Origin of the sequence: Salinibacter sp. 10B (genome assembly GCF_002954405.1) — a bacterium.
Lineage (GTDB): Bacteria > Bacteroidota > Rhodothermia > Rhodothermales > Salinibacteraceae > Salinibacter.
In genome coordinates this window covers 335,814-356,364 of sequence record NZ_MQWC01000004.1, presented here as the reverse complement: position 1 = coordinate 356,364, position 20,551 = coordinate 335,814, and the positions used below count along the sequence as shown (strand labels likewise).

Here is a 20,551-nt window from a genome sequence, read left to right as displayed (position 1 = left end):
TTGACTGAGTGATTCCACGCTATGGGACTTTTTGACCAACTTGGCTGGGGCCGTCGCACTGCACAGCCTGTGGGCCACGAGCTCGAGACTAGCGGTCGTTCGGGAGAGGACTCCTCTCGGTGGCAATTTTGGGCCCTTCGGGCGGGGTTGCTTCTCTTTCTTATCGGGATTACGGCGGCGGCCTTTCCCCGGGGCGAGGTCTACGAGTACACTGTACAGGTGGGAGATACGTGGCGCCAGTCGACGCTGGAGGCCCCGTTCGACTTTCCGGTCTATGTGGATCAGGAGCGGGTGGAGGCAAAGCGGGACACAGTGCGGCAAAATACGCCCCCGTACTTTCGAGAGCTGAGCAATGCGCGACAGAAAGTCGTCGAGAATCGGGACGTTCTGGAACGGCAGCTCGACCGCATCCTCGATGCGTATGCCAGTGCCCGCTACCACCGATCACAGGGGGAGATCGCGGCGGCCCGGGAAGATTCAGCCCGATACGTGCAGTATCGCCGCAATGCGGTCGTGGCTCTCCCCCCCAACCAGTGGGAAACGCTTACCCAACAGCACGTGAGGAGAGTACAGGGCTTGAGTGAAGGATCGCGAGCCGATACGGGGGCTTCCGACCAAGCCCTTGATGACGAGCTGTTGGGAGAGGCCTTTCAGCTTGCCACACAGCTTCTCAATGTTGGGGTGATGGACCGCTCTCGCGATTCGGTCTCCACGGATGTTATTATCGTCCGCAACCAAGAAGAACGAATTCAGCGATCGGTCGACAAGGACAACGTCTACGGGTTGAATGAGGCGTACGAGTACGTCGAGAAGCAGCTTCAGGAGACCTTCCAGGACAATCCGGCATACGCGGACATTGCGTTTTCCTTTTTTCGGGGCATTTTCCAGCCCTCCTTGCAGTACATGCGCGCCGAGACGCTGCAAGAGCGCAACCGTCGGGCCCGCAATGTTACGTCAATTCAAGGCGGTGTGGAAAAGGGAGAGGTGATTGTTCAAAAGGGAGGACGTGTCACGGCCGAAATTAAGCGCCAGCTCACCTCCCTGGAACGGGTTCGAAATGAGCGTATGGCTTCGGCCATTGTGTGGAAGCAGATCCTCGGGGAGGGCTTGTTTGCTCTGCTGGGCTTCTGCTTCTTCTTCTTTTATCTCTACTTGCTTCGCCTTGACATCTGGCGCGAGGATCGGGACATGATCCTGATTACCTTGCTCCTGGGGTTCATTGTCGTTCTCTTCGGGGTGGGGGTGCGTGTGTCTTGGGTGAATCTCTATGCGGTTCCGGTCGCACTGGCGTCGGTTCTCCTGACCATTGTTTTCAATTCACGCATTGGGCTATTCGGGACTCTGGTTCTTGCCTTCACCGGGGGACAAATGCTGGGCTTGGACCTGGAGTATACGCTTGCCAGCTTCTTTGCCGGGGCATTCGGCATCTTTAGTGTACGGGACATCAAGAATCGCGGGCAGTTCTTTGTGAGTGCCGGACTGGTCTTTTTTGGGTACCTGCTGGTTCTAACAGCGAGTTGGCTGTACCTGGGAACGCCCAGTATGTTGTACGGCCGTGAGCTTATTTTTGCGGCCATTGGGTCCTCGTTCACCATTACGGCCTCACTCTTCCTCTGGGCGCTGGAGCGAACGTTCGACATCACGACGGACCTGACGCTCCTGGAGCTTTCGGATACGAACAACACGCTCCTAAAAGATCTGAGTTTGCGGGCACCCGGATCCTTTAACCACTCCCTCCAGGTGGCCAACTTGGCGGAAGCGGCTGCCGATCGGATTGGAGCCCACACGTTGCTCACACGGGTAGGAGCCCTCTACCATGACATCGGCAAAAAGCAGAAGGCGGAGTACTTCGTGGAAAATCAGCGTGCCGGCGTTAACCCCCACGATCGGCTGAAGCCGCGCATGAGCGCGCTCATCATCGCGAGCCACGTTAAAGAGGGGCTTGAGATGGGGAAAGAGTACAATCTTCCGGAGCGCGTGCTAAAATTCATTCCGATGCACCACGGGACGGCCCGGATTGAATACTTTTACCGAAAGGCGGTTGGAAATGCAGACGAGAACGACTCCCCAGTGTTGGAGTCGGAGTTCCGATATCCGGGTCCGAAGCCGGATTCGAAGGAAACCGGAATTCTCATGCTAGCCGACTCGGTAGAGGCTGCGAGCCGGAGTCTCGATGACCCGACGCACAACCGCCTGAAATCGCTCATCGATCTTATCTTCCAGGAGCGGATCGAGGACGGGCAACTCGACAATACGGATCTGACCTTCCGGGACCTTCGTCAGATAAAGGATACCTTCCTGAAGATGCTGCTCGGGATTTATCACGTGCGGGTCAAGTATCCCGATCAGGAGGACGAACAGGAAGAGGAAGAGTCCCCAACCGTTGTCTCCGTGGTCGGGGAAGAACCGTACGACGGGGTATCGGTGGAGGTAGAAGACGGACCCTGGGGAGAGGAAGAAGAGCCCGAGACTGAGAATCTTGATCGAACGCCGGGCCTTCGCGATCCCCGTGAGCCCCGGCCCGAATTGGCCGAAGCGTCTCCCCACTACCGTGCCGAGCACGCGGAGGCGACGGAGGGGACGATTACGCACGACATGTCGCCGTCTGCGGTGGGGAATGGACAGGGGGGGTCCGACCCTGAGCAGACCGAGGAGCCCAAGGAAGATGCACAGGCCCGAGCAGAAGAGGAGGACGAGTCGTCTGCGACCGAGAACCAATCCTGATACGGCCGTTCTGTCGCTGTATTCTCTCGCCTCTATGCAGGGACCGACTCGCCAATTGCGTCTATCGAGTCCGAACTGACGATCATCTCGAGCTCGACGGCATCCAGGTCTTCATTGTCTCCGAGGAACGGAAGCAGGCGTCGCTTGCTTTCGGGCGTGTACAGTAGAAGGTCCGTCTGTTCTATTACGTTGGGGAGATGTTCGACACCTTCTTCGATGGAGGCGGCAATCACCTGGCCCCCATACGCAGTGTCGGTTCGGAGCTCTTCAGAAAGAGGAGGAATGGTGTCACGGTATCGGGTCACGAGCCCCAGTGCTTCCCGGTCCAAGAGACGGGCCGTTCGCTCCAGTACACGAGACGGCACGTGTGTGACGAATCCCAGGGTGTCTCCCCGCGGTAGATTTCGGAGCACTTCTGATAAGAACGGGTACGGAGCAAAGGCGTAATCTGCGTCTTGGTGTCGCTCTAGCTGTGAGAGGGAGATGGGACGTACGGACTGCTGCAGAGCCGAACGGAGCTGCTCAGCATACATGGCATTCAGCTCCGGATGAGGGCCCACCACCACGAGCTTGCGCTCTAAATTACTGTGATCCAGCAGATTGGCTTGTTCCTGGAAAAGGGCCTCGATCTCTGCTTCACTCAGGCCCAGTCCCACCAGCGTTTGGAGCGTCTCATTCACGACTTTTGCGCCGCGTTCGATGCGTTCGCTCTTCGCGAGGGGCGTTCGTTCCTGGACGGTGTATCCGCTTCCGACTTTCGCTTCGAGGAGACCTTCTTCTTCCAGCTCCTGGTAGGCTTTTCGGACGGTATGGAAGGAGATATCAAGCTGATCCCCCAAGGTCCGAGTGGACGGAAGAGTGTCGTTTACCTGGTAGTGGCCTGTAGCGATGAGGTAGCGCAGCTGCTCGATCAACTGTTCGCGAACAGGCCGTTTTGACGTAGAGTCCAATTCAATACGAGGCATTGGCAGGAGTGGGGTCGCCTGACCGAAAGAAAAGAGCGGAAACTGTGAAGTGCCGGTCTGTTTCCGTTATTGCAAGTTAGCAAATTAAAACACCAAACACCTCAACCAGGAGTAGTATCCACAGGGTCGGAATGACTATCAACAGCGTGCTGTGCAGCGTCGCGGAGTTTCCCATATTCCGGCCAGTCTGAGCGTGCACAGATTTGTGTATCCCATCCCAAGGCAATTTCAATGCGCGAGGGCGTCGTCCGAACGTTGAACAGAGGATGGAATTCAGGTGGTGCGTCCCGTAGGACCTCCTGGACACTTCGAATGGCACATTGTCCTGGTTTTAGATGCACCTCGGCGGCCGTCGTGGACAACGCAAACTGGGTCCAAACGGACGCGACGAGGAGCGCCGCAGGAAAGCCCCAGACCAAGTATGCCCACACCGGTTGCCCCTGAAGGGCAGTAGCAGCGGCCCCAATCATTACGGGCGTTGTGCAGGCCCCAATTGGGGCAACCAGGGCGCGGGCATACACTAGGCTGCTGGGGGTGTCTTCCGGATGGTGAATGCTCTGAAAGACAGTGTGCACAGCAAAAAGGCTCAGCAGCAGAATGCACGGGGGAATTCCCCCCGATGAACAGTTAGGAGGCGATTGATCCGTCTCCAGCCTCGGTGCGAATCGCCGGTTCGTCAGCTGCGTCCGGCTGATTCCACTCGTACTCATAATTGGTGGGCGGATTGAGGTTTTCCTTTATCGCCCGGGGGGAGACCCAGCGCTCCAGATTGAAGATGGAGCCGGCCTTGTCGTTCGTGCCGGAGCGTCGTGCGCCACCAAAGGGCTGCTGCCCCACTACGGCGCCAGTCGGCTTGTCGTTGATATAGAAGTTGCCGGCAGCCTGTTCGAGGACATCGCTTGCGAGTTTGATTGCGGTTCGGTTGGAGGCGAAGATCGATCCGGTGAGGCCGTACGGCGAGGTCTCGTCGACGAGGGAAAGGGTGGAGGCGTACTCCTCGTCGGGGTAAACGTACACGGTGGTGACCGGTCCGAAGATTTCCTCCTTCATGGTCGTTTGCTTCGGGTCGAGCGCTCGGATGAGTGTGGGCTCGATGAAGTAGCCGGTCGAGTCGTCGTAGTTGCCCCCGAACACAATCTCAGCATTCTCGTCTTCTCGGGCGTCTTCGATGTAGCCAACAATCTTGTCGTATGCCCGCTGGTCGATAACAGCATTGACGAAGTTGGTGAAGTCCTCCGGTGGTCCCATGCTGATGTCGTCCAGGTGTGTACCGACTTCATCGCGCACCTCTGGCCAAAGAGAGCGGGGAACGTAGAGCCGGGACGAGGCAGAGCATTTCTGACCCTGATACTCGTAGGCTCCTCGAACAATTGCGGTCGACAGTTGCGAGACGTCAGCGGAGGGGTGTGCGACAATGAAGTCTTTGCCGCCGGTTTCTCCTACAATCGTGGGGTACGTCCGGTATCGTCCCAGATTCTCCCCGATTGTTGACCAAAGGTGATTGAACGTTTTCTGGGAGCCTGTGAAGTGAAGGCCACTAAAGTGTTCAGACTCCAAGGCGGGGGTGCCTACCGCACTTCCCTCATCGGCGGGAAGCATGTTAATGACGCCCGGCGGCAGTCCGGCTTCTTCCAGAATTTTGTAGGTATAGTATGCAGAGTAGACCGAGCGGGAGGCCGGCTTCCAGAGCACCGTGTTCCCCATCAGAGCCGGGGCCGTCGGGAGGTTCGCCTGAATGGCGGTGAAGTTGAAGGGGGTAACGGCGAGAACAAAGCCTTCCAGCGGACGATACTGCAATTGATTCCACACGCCCTCCGAGCTGTTCGGCTGACGGCGGTAGATTTGCTCTGCGAAGTGGACGTTGAAGCGCAGGAAATCAATCAACTCGCAGGCGGCATCGATCTCGGCCTGGTGGATACTTTTGCCCTGCCCGAGCATAGTGGCCGCGTTGAGCGTATCCCGGTACGGACCGGCAATCAGGTCGGCGGCGCGAAGGAAAATCGCGGCCCGATCCGAAAAGTCCATTCCGGCCCATTCGGCTTTCGCTTCGAGGGCCGCATCAATTGCACGATCGACCTCGTCGCCCCCAGATTGGTGCACGTGTCCCAGGGTGTGCTGATGGTCGTGTGGGGGAGAAATACGACTTGTCTCGTTGGTATGGACGGCCTCCCCGCCAATGAAGGCTGGAACTTCAACGGTGTCGTTGCGCATTTCTTGCAGGCGCGCTTTTACGGAGCGGCGCTCCTCGGAGCCGGGGGCATACGACAGCGTCGGTTCGTTTTGGGGCGTCGGTACACTCGCAATGGCATTCTTCATAGTCGGTACGGGAATAGACGTGCTGTTCGACGATGCATCGAAGACAAGCGTTACCTGGGCCCTTCGTGAGGCCCACTGAATTCAAAACTGCATTCTTCCCTAGAACAGGGAGGATGGAGATCGATACGGATCAGTAACGCTATTTTCGATACGGACCGGTGTTTGTCCATGTTCGGAAACGCTTCCGGGCCTCGGTCGATCCCCACGACGGGGTCCGCAACTCAGGTACCGTACACCCGTTGGGGCACTCATACAGGTTGTCCCGAAAATGTACAACCCATGGAATCCTTTCGGGGGATGCGATCGCCTTGTTCTGATAATTGATTTGCTGTCTTGAGTGTGCGCTTTGAACATTTCATGGCTCTCCGGTATCTGCGTGGGGCAGAGGGACGAGCTGAAGGACGGAGCTTTCTGCGCTTTGTGACCTACGTAGCCATTGGCGGGGTCGCGCTTGGAGTGGCCGCCCTACTGCTTTCCCTCTCCATCGTGCGCGGTTTCAGCCAAGAGATTACCGAGAAAATTATCGGGTTTGGAGCGCACGTTCAGGTGCAGAGCTACTTTCGAGATCGTCCACTAACAGAGGCAGGAGCGCTTCAAGATACTCTATTGTCCACTGAAGGCGTGACCCGTGCAGCGCCCATGGTGGAAGGCATCGTCCTGCTCCGACAGTCAGCAAAGTCTATTGATGGGGTTCGGCTCTTGGGGACCGACGCTCCGCCGTCATATCTCCGGGAGCACGTGAAGCGCGGGACGTTTGAGTTGGAGCAGGGAACGCATGAGCACCCGCCGCTCGTGGTGGGGGCTGCACTTGCCAATCGGCTCGGGCTTGATTTGGGGCAGGTTGTGACGGCGTTTTCATTGCGGAATGAGGGCCAGAACGGCGGGGGGGTACAGCTCCGCCGGCCTCGGGTGAAGCAGTTCGTCGTGGCCGGCCTTTATGAAACTTCGCTATCAAACATCGACGACCATTTTGTTTTCACGGATCTAGGAACTGCGCGTCGTCTTGTGGGCATGCCGAAGGGGGGCGTGAGTCGCTTCGACGTAACGGTGCGGGATTTCTCAACGGTCGACTCCGTAGCTGCACAAATTGAACGGCGGGCCGGATTTCCCGCTACGGCACGCACCATCCATCAGATTCAGCCCTACTCATCCCTCTTTGCCTGGGTGGATCTTCAGCAGAGTATCATCCCGCTGGTGATTGGAGTCATCGTGCTCGTAGCGGCGTTCAATATCGTCGGCACGCTGCTCATGCTTATTCTCGAGAAGACCCGTGAGATCGGAGTTCTCCAAAGCTTAGGCACGTCGGGGCGGACCCTGAAGCGGTTGTTTCTTTCCTTCGGCGTGCTGATCGGCGGAGTGGGGACGCTCATCGGGTCGGCTCTGGCCCTCACACTCGGCTACATTCAGTTGCGATTTGAGTTGATTCCGCTTCCGGCCGAGGCGTACTACATGACAACTGCTCCCATCGAGTTGAATCCCATGGACTACCTGATTGTGGGTACGCTTACGTTGATCCTCTGTGGGGTGGCGGCGTACATTCCCGCTCGAGTGGCTGCTCAGGTGGAACCGGTCCGCGCCATCCGATTCCAGTAATCGGATTCATACGATTTCTCTCTCGTTCTTTCGAACGACCTGACTATTACGATGAGCCCAGTTCCCGATGATCCCGTTCCGGTAGAGGTGGGACGTACGGCACCGGATTTTGAACTCTTTACGCACGACGGTGAGCGGTGGCAGCTTTCGGAGCATCGCGGGCACCCGGTCGTACTGCTCTTTTTTCCGGGGGCCTTCACTAGCGTCTGTACGACCGAACTCAACAGGGTAAACAATGGCCTCGATCAGTTTGGGGAGACAACGGTCGTGGGCATCTCTACGGACTCACCGTTTGTGCTTGACGAGTTCCGTTCGGTGGAGGCGTTCGACTTTCCGCTTTTGAGTGATCACAATGCGATGGTGAGTGAGATGTACGGGGCAAAGTACGACTCCAACTTTACTCCGATGAACCTCGATCGCATTTCGAAGCGTGCAGCGTTCGTTGTGGACGGGGAGGGAGTGTTACGTTACCAGGAAGTCCTTGAGAATGCCGGAAAGCAGCCGGATTTTGATCAGATCCTTGCCGTAATAGAAGGCCTATAAGGGAGGGGCTCTGCGTGTCCGAGCACTCTCCTATTTTATTTCTGTTATTGCAATCTCCTCGTAATACCACAGTCAGTCATGAAGGCAGGATACCTTCAGTTTGCCCCCCAGTATCTTCGGCCCACTGAGAACCGTGATGCCGTCGCTGATCACATATCTACTCTCGACGCGGACCTTCTCGTGTTGCCGGAGCTTTTCACGTCGGGGTACTTTTTTCAGTCTCAGGCACATTTGCAGGAGGTAGCGGAGCCGATTCCAGATGGGACGACGACCCAGGCTCTACGAGAATGGGCCTCTGCAACCGGTACTACACTCGTAGCGGGGCTTGCCGAGCGGGATGGGGAGGTGTTCTACAACAGTGCTGTACTCGTTCGGCCGGATGGATCCACGGAAACGTACCGAAAGGTCCATCTCTTTTACGAGGAAACAGAGCGATTTGAGCCTGGCAATCTCGGCTTCCCTGTCTTCGAGGCATCCACCCGAGATGGGACGTCCTACATGCTAGGCATGATGGTGTGCTTCGACTGGTACTTTCCAGAGGCTGCGCGGAGCTTAGCCCTGCAAGGGGCAGATGTGATCGCTCACCCGTCCAATCTAGTCCTGCCTCATTGCCCGGATTCTATGCCGGTACGAGCCCGTGAGAATCACGTCTACACCATCACGGCCAATCGATTCGGGACGGAGACGAATGAGACGGAGTCGTTGACCTTTATCGGGATGAGCGAAATCTGTGCCCCCACGGGCGATATTCTGCACCGTGGCCCTCGTGACGAGGTGGAGATCGCAATCGAATCGTTTGATCCGCATGAGGCGCGCAGCCGCGACATTAACCGTTACAACGATACTCTTGGGGATCGTCGACCGGAAACGTACGTCACGGAGCAAACTGCATCCGGGCCGGAGCGACGCACAACCCATTAAAATAAAAAAGCGCCGTTGCTTTCACGGCGCTTTTCTTGAAGAAGGAAAGCGGCAAAAAGAGGGCTATTCCGCCGACTGAACGTACGCTCCGAGAGCTTCGTGGATGCGACGCTCGGGATCCTCATGGGGGTCCGGCTTGAACGTGAGTCCGGTCACGGTCTCGTACAGTTCAATGTATCGCTCCGCAACCTTGACGCGGAACGCATCGGGAAGGTCGGGCATCTCTTCGCCCTCGCGTCCCTGAAAGTCGTGATCCATGAGCCACTCTCGTACAAACTCCTTGGAAAGCTGCTGTTGAGGAATGCCGTCTTCGAGGCGGTCCTCGTACCCGTCCTTGTAGTAGTAGCGCGAGGAATCGGGTGTATGTACCTCGTCAATTAAGACAAAGGAGCCGTCGGAAGCACGCCCAAACTCGTACTTGGTATCTACGAGAAGCAGCCCCTGCTCCGCGGCCATTTCGCTTCCTCGATCAAACAAGGCGAGGGCCCACTCTTCCAACTGGTCGTATTCAGCCGCAGAAACGTCGGTGCTCGCAATGGCCTCTTCTCGGGTCACATCCTGATCGTGGCCCTCTTCCGCCTTGGTGGTCGGTGTCACAATGGGAGAGGGAAGTTTTTCGCTCTGCTGAAGCCCATCCGGAAGGGACTGGCCACAGAGCGACCGGGCCCCGCTATCGTATTCGCGCCAGGCGTGTCCCTCAAGGTATCCGCGCACCACGAACTCGATCGGAATCGGTTCACACGCCCGGGCAATTGTCACGTTTGGATCCGGAACCTCGATCACGTGGTTCGGCACGAGGTCGTCGGTTGCATCGAAGAAGTAGGCCGCCGTTTGATTCAGCACTTGGCCCTTAAAAGGGATTGTTTGGGCGAGAATGTGATCGAAGGCCGAAATTCGATCACTCGTAACCAGAATCAACCGGTCGTCCTGGCGATAGGTGTCCCGAACTTTGCCCTGGTATCGGGTTCCTAAGTCGTCGAAATGGGTGGCGGTGAGGGTATGGTCGAGTTGCTGACGAATGAGGTCGCGGTCCATGAGGAAGGCAGTCAGTCAAAAACAGCGGTGCAAGAGAGACGAGAATTAGTCGTCGGGGCGTTGGCTCGATTTTCGAACCTTCAGTTCTGGTTCGACCAGTTCGGAAACCGGTTCGTCGGAGCCGGTGTTGTCCAGGCGGTTCAGCAGAACGTCGGTCGCACGTTCCCCGACATAGTGCATGTTTTGCGCAACGCTGGTGAGGCCAATAAAGCGGCTCACCTTGATGTCATCATATCCTACGAGGCTGAAGTCGTCGGGCACTTCGTAGCCCGCCTTGCGGATTGCCTGCCAGGCCCCAATGGCCTGGACGTCGCTGCTCGCAAAGACGGCCGTCACCGGCTCGTCGAGGGAAAGCAGTTCTGTCATAGCTTCGTACCCAGACTCTTCACTAAACCCGTCGTGTTTTCGGGTTTGTCCGTGCACGACGAGACGTTCATCGTACTCGATGCCAGCCTGTTCGAGGGCCTGCTTGTATCCATTCACACGAGCATTCCGAAGGCGGTTATCATGAGGGGTTGTAATCATCCCGATCCGCGTATGTCCCTGCTCGATCAGGTGATTCACCGCGAGGCGAGCCCCGGGCTCTTCGTCCCAGTAGAAGGAGTCGAGCGGAGGCCACGAGCTTCCAATCAGAACCACTGGGGCACCGAGCGTAAGGAGATCCTCGGCCGTTTCCTCGTTGATGGGAAGGCCTGCGACAATCAGCCCATCCATTGCTCCTCGTTCGAGGAAATTCAACAGCGTTGCCCGTGGGGCCTCCCAATCCAGATCGCAAAGAAGCAGGTCGATATCGGCATCATCCAACCGGTCCCGAACGCCCTTCAGAAACTCGTTGTGAAAGGGGGTGGTGAACGTTGGGACCGCCACGGCAATGGTGCGCGTCGCCCGCTGGGCGAGAGATTTGGCTGTTCGGTTCGGGCGAAACTGAAGTTCTCGGATGGCTTTCATCACCTTCTCTCGGGTTGCATCCGAGACATCCTGAGAGTTGTTAAGCACTCGAGACACGGTCGAAATTGCGACCCCGGCGTGCTCGGCTACATCGTAAATTGTGGTCTTATCCTGATCCCGCTCGTCTTGGGGCATAGGAATGGATGCAAGTCTGAAAGAATCGCGCGTACGGGGAAGGAAGGAGGCAAATCGATTCAGGAGTTCACCGCCTCATCCTCATCCGTCTTCGGCGTCGGCAGTTCGTAGTGCGGATGAAATGCATCAAAGAAGGCTTGGGGCTGGGACGGCTCGTCTACATCCTGAGCCGCTCGAAGCGCTTCCGTTACTTGTCCCTTTGCTTTCTGAAGCGCCTCGGACAACGAGGTCTTCTCCTGAAGCATTTGAAGCAGGGAGAGGGTCAATCCACTTGAGGCGCCGTGGAGCGAACCCAAATGATCCAGAAACGGGGCTTCGAATAGAGCAATATCGTCGCCATCATAGTATAAGTCAACAGCGTATTCGGGCGGCTCCGACTTCGTGTCGAAGTGGTGTGTGGAGAGCTGACCACACCGCAGGAGGACGCGGTCGGCACCCTGCTGGGCAATACGTTGGACAGCCACCTGAGCGTCGTCGAGACTGGGAATTTCCATTCCTGCGACGAGCGATGCATCGGTCTTTCGAAGCGTAACGAGATCCGGGGCGTGGAGATGGTTGACGAGGGCTTCCAATCCCCGCTGCCCGAGAACGTCTTCCCCACTCGGCCCGCTCAGGGTGAGATCAAGAAGCACCGGACCGTCTAGCGTTTCCAAATGATCAAAGGTAGTCTCAACCGTCGGGGCATCACCCACAATCCCGACTTTCGCGGCGGTTGGCGATTCTGTATTGGCAAGATGCTCGAGCTGTGCAGAGACCGTATCCGTCGGCACATTCAGTACGTCGGTCACGACACCTCGGCCAGCCACGACGTGTGCCGTGCATACCGGAAGCCCCTGACCGCCAAGCGCTTGTGAGACGAGAAGATCTGCACTCAACCCACGAGTGATACCAGGGTAGAGCGCTCCGACAACGATGGGGTGGAAGCTCATTCTATGGTATTCAAAATCCACTGGGAAAGAAAACAACCGGAGAACAGCTATACCCTTGGGGGGGGCGAAACGTTTTCCCGTTTGGAGATCGCCGCAGTGCTATGACCCTCCAGGATGCTGTTATTGCTTTCTCTAAACTCGAAAATGGACGGTTCAGAAACAAACCCTTCTGGGGCACGCCCAGTAGAAACAAGCAACAGTGTTCTCACATTGAGCGCTGTCCCTTCAGTCCCCCAAAATTGTGGGAGACGTTACGGTTCTCAAGCACACGGCCGTCCCCTCATGGAAACGTTGTCTGTTCACCGGTTGACGAGCACCCGGATTCCCACCATCGATGGGGAATTTACGCTGTCACTGTACGAAAACAGTGCCGACGATAAAGATCACCTCGCGCTCATTTATGGGGAGGTCGAAGGACAAGAGAATGTTCTCGTCCGCGTCCATTCTGAGTGCTTCACAGGAGACGTGCTGGGATCTCTCCGCTGTGACTGCGGCGAACAACTGAATGCGTCGATGCGACGCATTGCGGAGGAGGGAGGCGGGGTGCTTTTATACCTCCGCCAGGAGGGACGGGGCATCGGACTTCTTAATAAGCTTCGGGCATACGACCTTCAAGATGAAGGATACGACACGGTCGAGGCCAATCGATTGCTGGGCCATGGGGCCGATGAGCGCGATTATTCGATCGGTGCCCACATTCTCCAGGATCTCGAAATCCCGTCGATTCGACTCTTGACCAATAACCCGGAAAAGATTGAGAGCCTTGAGGCACATGGAATTGACGTCTCCGATCGCGTTCCCCTGCAGCCGCATCTGAATCAACATAACACCGAGTACCTCCAGACGAAGGTGGACCGAATGCGGCATCTTCTGGAACTCGGTCCGCTCCACGACGGCAAGCGGGATAACGCACATGGAACGGACGTGCAGGCCCTACAGCAACGGGCGACGGAGCACTTTCAAACGACGGGTCGCCCCTTCGTCACGCTTACATACGCCCAGAGTCTGGATGGGTCAATTGCTACGGACGACGGATCCCCCTTGGCGATTAGCGGATCCGAGTCGATGTCGTTCACGCACCAACTCCGCGCGACACACGACGCAATTCTGGTCGGTATCGGCACGGTTCTGTCCGATGATCCTCGTTTGAATGTTCGGCACTCGTCTGGGAAGCATCCGACCCCAGTTGTACTCGACTCGCAGTTGCGATTCCCAACGGATGCGCGTCTGCTTTCCCGGGAGGGCCCAAAGCCGATCATAGCCACCAATGACAAAGCACCGGATGACCGTAAGCACGCTCTCGAAGCGGAGGGAGCGACTGTGGTTCGTCTCTCGTGTGATCCCCGGGGGATTTGTCTCGATCCACTCATGGAAGATCTTGCTGAACGGGGCGTGGAGAGTGTTATGGTTGAAGGGGGGACAGAGGTGATCTCCAGCTTCATGCGCCAACAGATGGTCGACCATCTTATCTTGACTGTCGCGCCAATGTTTGTGGGCGGTCAGAGGGCACTTTCGACTCTCGCTTCCGACACTGACGACGCGGAGGCCTCTTCGTTTCCGGAGCTTGACCACGTTCGGTACCGATGGTTGGGAAAGGATCTTGTGCTTGAGGGCATGCCGGTGTGGCCCGAATAAGCCGTAATGGGAGTCGTTGATCTCCTCTGTAGTTTGGTGTATGCGTTATGAGTGAGGGCAGTCGCCGCACGGTTACGTTCCAGGCCCCACGCACGGTTGAGGTCGTGTCAGATTCGGTTCCCGATCCGGGCGCCGGGGAAGTGCGCGTTCGCACCCTGATGACGGCCGTGAGTCCGGGGACTGAACGTCTACTTTATCAGGGGGATGCTCCTTCTACTCTGCAAGCCGATACGGAGATTGACTCACTTTCTGGAGACTTGGAATTCCCGCTCACCTACGGCTACTCGGCCGTTGGACGGGTGGAAAAGTGTGGGACGGGAGTTGCTCATCGGTGGACGGGCCAGCGTGTGTTTGCTTTCCAGCCGCATACATCACATTTCATTACGACGCCGGCGCAACTCATCCCTCTACCAGAAGAGGTGTCGGTAGCGGACGGAGCCATGATTCCGAATGTTGAAACGGCCGTTAACCTCGTGATGGACGGCCGTCCCATGATGGGAGAACGAGTTGCTGTTTTTGGACAAGGCGTAGTAGGACTTCTCACAACAGCTCTTTTGAGCCGTCATCCAGTTGCATGCTACACAATCGAGCCCCTCTCGGCCCGTCGTCGCTTGTCAGCGGAGTGGGGGGCAGACCGCTCGTTTGATCCAGCGGAGGACTGGGATCTCTTGCTTGATGTGCTTAACGTCTCCGCGAGTGCCTCGCAGATTGAAAACAACGACTTCGAAGGGGCCGATCTCGTCTATGAGCTCACGGGGACCCCTTCCGTACTAGATGACGCAATCTCAGTCACAGGCTTCGATGGCCGGGTCGTCATCGGGTCCTGGTATGGAAAAAAAGACGCTTCACTTCAACTCGGCGGCCGATTTCATCGCTCGCGCATCCAGTTGAAGTCTAGCCAGGTCAGTACCGTAGATCCCAACTATCAGGGACGGTGGACAAAGAGTCGCCGCATGTCTGTTGTTTTGAATGTTCTGGCCTCTCTTCAGCCCGGAGATCTCGTCACAGAATCACGTCCAGTGGAAGAGGCCCCATCAATATATCGCCGACTGGATATGAAAGAGCAAAAAATATTACAGCCTGTTTTTCGGTATAAATAGCACATTATGTATACCCTCCGTGTACATCGCGACTTTGTCGCGCAACACTACCTCACGGTTCCTGATTGCGGCCCTGAGAATGAGTGGCATTCCCATCATTTTGGGGTCGAAGTTCTTCTAAAAGGAAAAGAGCTAAATGACCATGGATATCTTGTTGATATTGTTGACGTGGAGGAGGCCCTGGACCAGATCGTTGCCCGTTATCGAGATTCGACCCTGAATGATCTCCCAGAGTTTGAGGGCCGAAATCCCAGCATCGAACACTTCTCTCGAATCGTTTGTATCTCGCTCCAGGACCGCTTGTCTCTCGACGCAACAACCGGAATCACGGTTCGGATTTGGGAGGATGAGGAAGCCTGGGCATCGTATTCCACCGAAGGAGTCCACAGTGATTGAACCTGACTCGTATTCATATCCTCGATACCTCAATGCAAAGCGGTCCATTGACGCCCGGGCGTTAAATCGCCAGGTCTGGACCGACTTTTTGGAGGCTCTTCCTGATGATTCTTCATCGCTCCGAATTTTGGAGGTGGGAGGGGGCGTCGGGGCCACCTTTGAGCGGGTCGTTGAGGCGCTCGACGAGACTAGGTTCCATTCTCTCCGATACACGCTTGTCGATCGGGAACAGGACAATATCCAAGCGACCCGTCAAAACGTATCCAAGTGGGGGCGGGAGCAGGGATACCAGATCTCCTCGACGGAGGATGGGGTTCGCCTGTCTGATGCACACTTCGACGTCCGACTCACGCTCGTCAAAGACGACATCTACAGGTACGCAGAGGATTCTAAGATAGCCTTATTCGATGTCGTCATTGCTCAAGCTGTCCTCGACCTTTTTGACTTGTCGAATATATTGTCGTCTCTTCGTCCACTACTGACACCCAGGGGGCTCTGGTATTTGCCAATTCACTTCGATGGAGTCACCGGATTTGAACCTGTGGTTTCCCCCCAACTCGACGAGAAAATCGAGCGACTCTACCATAATAGCATGACGCCCGACAGCAGCGAGGAAGGACCTCGCGCCTATACGGGTCGTCGACTGCTTACAACTCTCCGCCAAATGGATAATGAGGTGCTATCGGCCGGATCTTCGGACTGGGTCGTGTTTCCACGAGGCAACGCATACCCAAGTGAAGAGGCTTATTTTTTGCATCATATTATACACTTTATTGAAGAAGAGCTATCTGGTCATTCAGAAATCGATTCGAATGATTTTCGACGCTGGATCGAGACCCGGCGTCAGCAAATCGATCATCGTGAGCTCATATATATCGCTCACCAAATGGATGTATTAGCAAAGAAGAAGTGAGTCGATCTTACCCATCATAGTCTGGAGCATCGTCCACATAATAGGAGGACGACTTGCCGGGGTGAGCGTGGAGATAGGTTTTGGTGGTCTCGATGCTCTCATGTCCAAGGGTCTCACGTACTAGTTCCAGATCCGCACCCTTCTGGAGAGCATGCGAGGCGTGAGCATGCCGAAACCAGTGGGGAGACACCTGAGAGGTCATAATTGGATTCCCGTCTTCATCCCGCTTGACGACGCCGTCCGAACGCGTCTTTTCTGTCAGTTTCACGCTGGCACGGGTCGCTGCCTTCTTCACAATTCGCCAGATCTGTGTTCGAGAAAGCCCTCCACCTTTTTGAGAGCGAAAGACGGGATCGTCGGCCGCTCCATACCCATCTTCGGACTCTTCTTCGTGAAGCCGCACGATGAGTGCCCATACCTTACTGTACAAGGTCACGGATCGTGTTTTGTCGCCCTTGCCGTAAAATGTGATTTGTCCACCCGGGCGTCCATCTGGGCCTTCCAGATCGGGGCGATCCTTTAAATCCCGCCATCGAAGATCTACAACATCCGAAACGCGTCCGCCAGACGCGTAAAACAGCCGAAGCAGAACGTGATTGCGAAGGTCTTTCTCATCACGAAGGATCGCCCACAGGTCCGCCTCGGAGAGGATTCGCTCTGCCCGTTTTTCTCGAGCCTGCGGAGTCGAAAGAGCAGCTCCTACGTTATGAGCAAAATATCGGAGCTTCGTACCAAACGTAAAGATGCTCTTGATTGACGAAAGCTTTCGTTTTTGGGTGGAGGGAGCATATCCCTGATCTGCAAGATGCTCCCGGTACTCCTGGAGATGGCCGAGCGTGACGTACCGAAGTGGCAGGTCGACAAAGTCTACGAATCGCTCAAGGTCGCGCGCATACTCTTCCTGCGTGCCCGAACTTTTTTCGGCAAGCCATCGGCGCACGAGGGTTTGGTCGGACGTAATCGCACTTTGCCCATCGTCCGGAGCATTGTATGGAAGACGCTCAGGGTCGCGATGAGCATCTTCCGTCGTAGTGATTTTGTCAGTGGACCCCGGCGAGGTGGGCACCTTCGTATTTTGGGAATCAGGGTCAGGCATGACGAGGATTCACGTAAAGAAGACGGAAAAGAGAGACGGAGGCCGTGTGCGTGGACGACCATAACGAGCAAGCAGTCTCTAAGAGAGAACGAAACAAAACGTTTATTTTGTTTCGTCGCCAAGACGCCGGATAGAGGAACCAGGTTGTGTGTCTAAACATCTATTTCCAGGAAGTCCACTGCGGTTGACTGTAGTCGAGAGGCTTCCGAGGTGTCACCAGTATACGCTACCGCTGACGTCCCGCGTTGGAGTCGGGCATGGTCGCGAATTTGTTCGAGAGATGCTCCTGCATCCGACGCTAAATGTAACGCGGAGCGGCGAAGCGTCTGGATGTCCACGTTCTCGAGGTTTGCCTTTTTGCCTAACTGTCGAACCCGTTTGTACAACGCATCCGGGCTCATCTGTTCTCCCCAATTTCGATTGCTGAAGGATCGCCAGAGAGGACCGGTTTCTTCGCCGTAGACCTCAACCAGATCCTGTACAGCCTCGGCTCCTCGCTCCGGAATTTTGATGTAGCCTCCCGGCACTTGGCCTCGTCGAGGCAAATCGATGACCCAGTGTCGACCTAACGGTCGGACATCCTCCAGGTGAAGCGAGGCAACCTCGCTTCGGCGAAGGGCCCCGTACACAATCAGCAGAACGAGCGCTCGATCGCGCGTCCCAGTCCGTGTATTGTCGTCCGCAGCGCGTTGAAGCGCGCGGAGATCCTCTTTTGTCAGAACAGCGGGCGACTGTGCCTTCTCCTCGGACGCTGATACAGTCAGGGAGGCCGCCCGACACGGGTTATTAGACAAATGCCCCATCGAGACGAGCCAGTCGAAAAAGCGACGCACGGCCGCCATTCGTCGCCGAATTGTCGAGGTTGACAAGCCCTCCTCCTTAAGTGTGCCAAGAAACGCCTCAATCTCTTTGGTGTCGATCTGCGCGAAATCGGCCGCATCGGCCTCCATCTCCATTTCCCGCAAAAACCGATGGAGATCCGTTCGATAGGCTCGTCGCGTATGCTTGGAGTCGAACTCACTCAAAAAATTGCTGAGAGTGGGCATGGCGCGCACCATCTATCTATTGATAACCTCTTTTATCAATAAAACAGATACGACCATCCTGGTCAAGTCACTTGAACTACGATAACGTGTTTTATCATGAATAGAGAATTGGTTGGTATACCTTGCTCCAAAAAAAGCCTCCCCTGTTTGTACACAGAGGAGGCCGGATTGTCGACTGTTTTAGGACCCGAAGCTCAGCCACTTTCAGCAGCAGAGACGTCCGCACGATACCGAAACGTGGCGGCAATGCTCCGTCCTCCCGGCATATTCTCTGGGTTGAGTGCGTGCACGGTTGCACCATTTAGGTACGCAGAGACAGCCGCATAATTGAGCAAGTCCCCATCACCCGGCTGCTGGGATTCGTGGACCTCTACGGTATTGGTGTCTGCATCGAACCGGCCCCACCGGTATTCTCCCACGGGCACGAAGAGCGTGTCCACACGGCTGTAGGCACACCCCGGAATGATTTCGTGGAAGTCGTCGGAGGCCATGTCCTCATTCTGGTAGTAGAGCTGCTCAAATCGCTCCAGCTCGTCACGTTCCTGCTCCTGGAAGACCGGCTCCACAATGGACCATGCTTTGCCGTGGAGCTCTTGAACATCAAGAGACTCCGGGTTGCCGGACACAAGGTCGTCCTCAATAAGGTGCGAATAGCTGTTCACCTCTCGGTATAGCGGCAAGTATTCTGATACGCCGGCCAACACAAGTGGCACCTCCTCCCCACTGATGTAGTCACTGACACTTTCGTCTACCTCGCGAAAGAATCGCTTCAATTCATCCTGCGGTTCTGCACTCATGTCGTCAGCGTCTCCCCCCCCGTGCCCATGAAAGGCCGCATCCATCCGTTGTCCATCGGGTTCGGATGCACGGTTCTGAACGTGCGACTGAATCTGCTGCTCCGACTCCTCGTACTGCCGAATTGCTTCGACGATGTTAGAGGGAATTTCTGACCGCCGAATCTCGCTGATCGACTGGTGCGTGCCCTGATACAGCCGGACATCGTTCTGGCTGAGGCCGAGCAGGTAAAATCGATTGTTTGCTGCGATGAGGGGAAACAGCGGTTTTAGATGAAATCGGTCGCCGACAATAGCAATTTCATCAAACGAGAGCGGTAGTCGGAAGCGCTCGGTCGTCTCCGGCGTGATGAAGACTGCGAGCCCGTCCCCAATACTTTGTCGCCAAAACCCGGGACGATCGAGGAGCTGCCGTGCATCCGCGAGGATCTCGTCGATCAGGTCCTCTCGGTAGTCCTGATTGCGGAGCTGGTCTCGGGCTTCCCCGAGCAAATTCTTCAGTCGAGTCGTGTTCTGCGACCAGTCCGACTCGTTGCGGTACGTCGGCAGATACAGAGAAATGCAAACGTCGTCCTGCAACTCCGCGAGGCGTCGCAGTTCATCACGATTGAAGAGATCCATAAAGGGCGTAGTCCTAGTGATGGTGAACAGTGATCAGGAAAACCAAAATGAAAATAATGCCGCGTTCCCGGCAAGCTACCCCAAAAGGGACACCTCTCCAAGAACAGCCCGGACGGGAGCGGCATCTGCTTTTTCCAGCTTGAGGGGAAGGGCCAAAAGACTATACCGTCCCGGCGACACATCGGCAAGGACAAGGCCTTCGATGTTGAGAATTCCGGCCTCGATCAGGGCGTGATGGGCCGGAAGGGTCGTACTGTCGAGTGGATCGACGGAAGGTGCATCGGTTCCGATGAGGTCGACATTTCGCTCTGTGAGCACCTCGACGGTGGCCGGCGCGATCGGCGCAATGCGGGTGGGCCACTCGGTTTTGGAAAGGGTACTGGCCGACGTTTTAAACAGCACCCGAGCGGGAGGATTGTTCGGGACGTGGCTGGGCCGGATCGTGTCGGCTTCCCGCACGTCCACTACCTCGGCCGCTCCAACGAACGACTCCAGTTCAAGGGCACTTGTGTTCGCCCCGTCCGACCGAGTATGAAGGGGCGCATCGACGTGAGAGCCGGTATGCGTACTAAGCGTGATGGACCCGAGATTTACCGACCCTCCCTCCTTCAACCGAGTCGTCCAAGTCCACTCGAAGGTCTGGTCGCCGGGCCAAACGGCCGTCGCTGGCGAGAGCCCACGGGAAATATCAATCAACCGCATGGAGCGAGACAACCTCGTTACGCGTGATCGCGGGTGGGAACGTCCGGCGTACGGACAGGACGATCATGTCGAGGAAGACGATCGCCCGATATCGACGGCGACGGAGGCGCCGGCTGCCATCGAGGGCCCCCGGGAGGGC

The 20,551-nt window shown here is 56.4% G+C and carries 17 protein-coding genes; 8 read left to right on the top strand and 9 right to left on the bottom strand.

Translation table 11 applies throughout. The annotated features are described in order from the left end of the window. The first annotated feature begins 21 nt into the window (after positions 1-21). Positions 22-2,724: an HDIG domain-containing metalloprotein gene (locus tag BSZ35_RS01760; RefSeq protein ID WP_105010847.1), complete on the top strand. Its 2,703-nt coding sequence runs from the start codon at positions 22-24 to the stop codon at positions 2,722-2,724. A 32-nt stretch (positions 2,725-2,756) separates the two neighbouring features. Here the strand turns inward: BSZ35_RS01760 and BSZ35_RS01755 are convergent, their stop codons facing one another. Continuing rightward, positions 2,757-3,689, bottom strand: coding sequence for a GntR family transcriptional regulator (locus BSZ35_RS01755; RefSeq protein ID WP_105010846.1), 933 nt, complete (start codon positions 3,687-3,689; stop codon positions 2,757-2,759). Between the two features lie 627 nt (positions 3,690-4,316). After that, positions 4,317-6,005: an L-glutamate gamma-semialdehyde dehydrogenase gene (pruA, locus tag BSZ35_RS01745; protein ID WP_105010844.1), complete on the bottom strand. Its 1,689-nt coding sequence runs from the start codon at positions 6,003-6,005 to the stop codon at positions 4,317-4,319. A gap of 357 nt (positions 6,006-6,362) precedes the next feature. Between pruA and BSZ35_RS01740 the strand changes: the two genes are divergently transcribed. From BSZ35_RS01740 to BSZ35_RS01730, 3 genes are all read left to right on the top strand, one after another. Beyond that, complete coding sequence (locus BSZ35_RS01740; protein WP_105010843.1) at positions 6,363-7,598, top strand: ABC transporter permease; 1,236 nt, start codon at positions 6,363-6,365, stop codon at positions 7,596-7,598. 51 nt (positions 7,599-7,649) lie between these two features. Then, on the top strand, positions 7,650-8,141 hold the full coding sequence (locus BSZ35_RS01735; RefSeq protein WP_105010842.1) for a redoxin domain-containing protein: 492 nt from the start codon (positions 7,650-7,652) through the stop codon (positions 8,139-8,141). 78 nt (positions 8,142-8,219) lie between these two features. Further along, on the top strand, positions 8,220-9,062 hold the full coding sequence (locus BSZ35_RS01730; RefSeq protein WP_105010841.1) for a nitrilase-related carbon-nitrogen hydrolase: 843 nt from the start codon (positions 8,220-8,222) through the stop codon (positions 9,060-9,062). Positions 9,063-9,125: 63 nt separating this feature from the next. On the opposite strand, the gene BSZ35_RS01725 is transcribed toward BSZ35_RS01730, so the two are convergent. From BSZ35_RS01725 to BSZ35_RS01715, 3 genes are read right to left on the bottom strand one after another with little or no spacing between them, the layout of a single operon-like run. After that, positions 9,126-10,097 (bottom strand): phosphoribosylaminoimidazolesuccinocarboxamide synthase, encoded by a 972-nt coding sequence (locus BSZ35_RS01725; protein ID WP_105010840.1) that lies wholly within the window; start codon positions 10,095-10,097, stop codon positions 9,126-9,128. A gap of 45 nt (positions 10,098-10,142) precedes the next feature. Beyond that, positions 10,143-11,180, bottom strand: coding sequence for a LacI family DNA-binding transcriptional regulator (locus BSZ35_RS01720; protein WP_105010839.1), 1,038 nt, complete (start codon positions 11,178-11,180; stop codon positions 10,143-10,145). 59 nt (positions 11,181-11,239) lie between these two features. Then, positions 11,240-12,109, bottom strand: coding sequence for a bifunctional hydroxymethylpyrimidine kinase/phosphomethylpyrimidine kinase (locus tag BSZ35_RS01715; RefSeq protein WP_105010838.1), 870 nt, complete (start codon positions 12,107-12,109; stop codon positions 11,240-11,242). A gap of 282 nt (positions 12,110-12,391) precedes the next feature. On the opposite strand from BSZ35_RS01715, the gene ribA reads away from it, so the two are divergent. From ribA to BSZ35_RS01695, 4 genes are read left to right on the top strand one after another with little or no spacing between them, the layout of a single operon-like run. Beyond that, a complete protein-coding gene (ribA, locus tag BSZ35_RS01710; RefSeq protein WP_105010837.1) occupies positions 12,392-13,744 on the top strand; it encodes a GTP cyclohydrolase II in 1,353 nt (450 codons plus the stop codon). Between the two features lie 47 nt (positions 13,745-13,791). After that, entirely contained in the window at positions 13,792-14,844 is a 1,053-nt protein-coding gene (locus BSZ35_RS01705; protein WP_105010836.1) for a zinc-binding alcohol dehydrogenase, read from the top strand. Positions 14,845-14,850: 6 nt separating this feature from the next. Further along, positions 14,851-15,240 carry a 6-carboxytetrahydropterin synthase gene (locus tag BSZ35_RS01700; protein ID WP_105010835.1) on the top strand — a complete coding sequence of 130 codons (390 nt, stop codon included), beginning with the start codon at positions 14,851-14,853 and terminating at the stop codon, positions 15,238-15,240. Continuing rightward, a complete protein-coding gene (locus BSZ35_RS01695; protein ID WP_105010834.1) occupies positions 15,233-16,153 on the top strand; it encodes a class I SAM-dependent methyltransferase in 921 nt (306 codons plus the stop codon). The genes BSZ35_RS01700 and BSZ35_RS01695 overlap by 8 nt, the downstream gene beginning before the upstream one ends. A 7-nt stretch (positions 16,154-16,160) precedes the next feature. On the opposite strand, the gene BSZ35_RS01690 is transcribed toward BSZ35_RS01695, so the two are convergent. From BSZ35_RS01690 to BSZ35_RS01675, 4 genes are all read right to left on the bottom strand, one after another. After that, complete coding sequence (locus BSZ35_RS01690) at positions 16,161-17,249, bottom strand: tyrosine-type recombinase/integrase (protein ID WP_105010833.1); 1,089 nt, start codon at positions 17,247-17,249, stop codon at positions 16,161-16,163. A 152-nt stretch (positions 17,250-17,401) separates the two neighbouring features. Beyond that, a complete protein-coding gene (locus BSZ35_RS01685; RefSeq protein WP_181149133.1) occupies positions 17,402-18,295 on the bottom strand; it encodes a site-specific integrase in 894 nt (297 codons plus the stop codon). A 194-nt stretch (positions 18,296-18,489) separates the two neighbouring features. Then, positions 18,490-19,710 carry a hypothetical protein gene (locus BSZ35_RS01680; RefSeq protein ID WP_105010831.1) on the bottom strand — a complete coding sequence of 407 codons (1,221 nt, stop codon included), beginning with the start codon at positions 19,708-19,710 and terminating at the stop codon, positions 18,490-18,492. A 75-nt stretch (positions 19,711-19,785) separates the two neighbouring features. Beyond that, entirely contained in the window at positions 19,786-20,412 is a 627-nt protein-coding gene (locus BSZ35_RS01675; RefSeq protein WP_105010830.1) for a cyclase family protein, read from the bottom strand. Positions 20,413-20,551 lie beyond the last annotated feature (139 nt).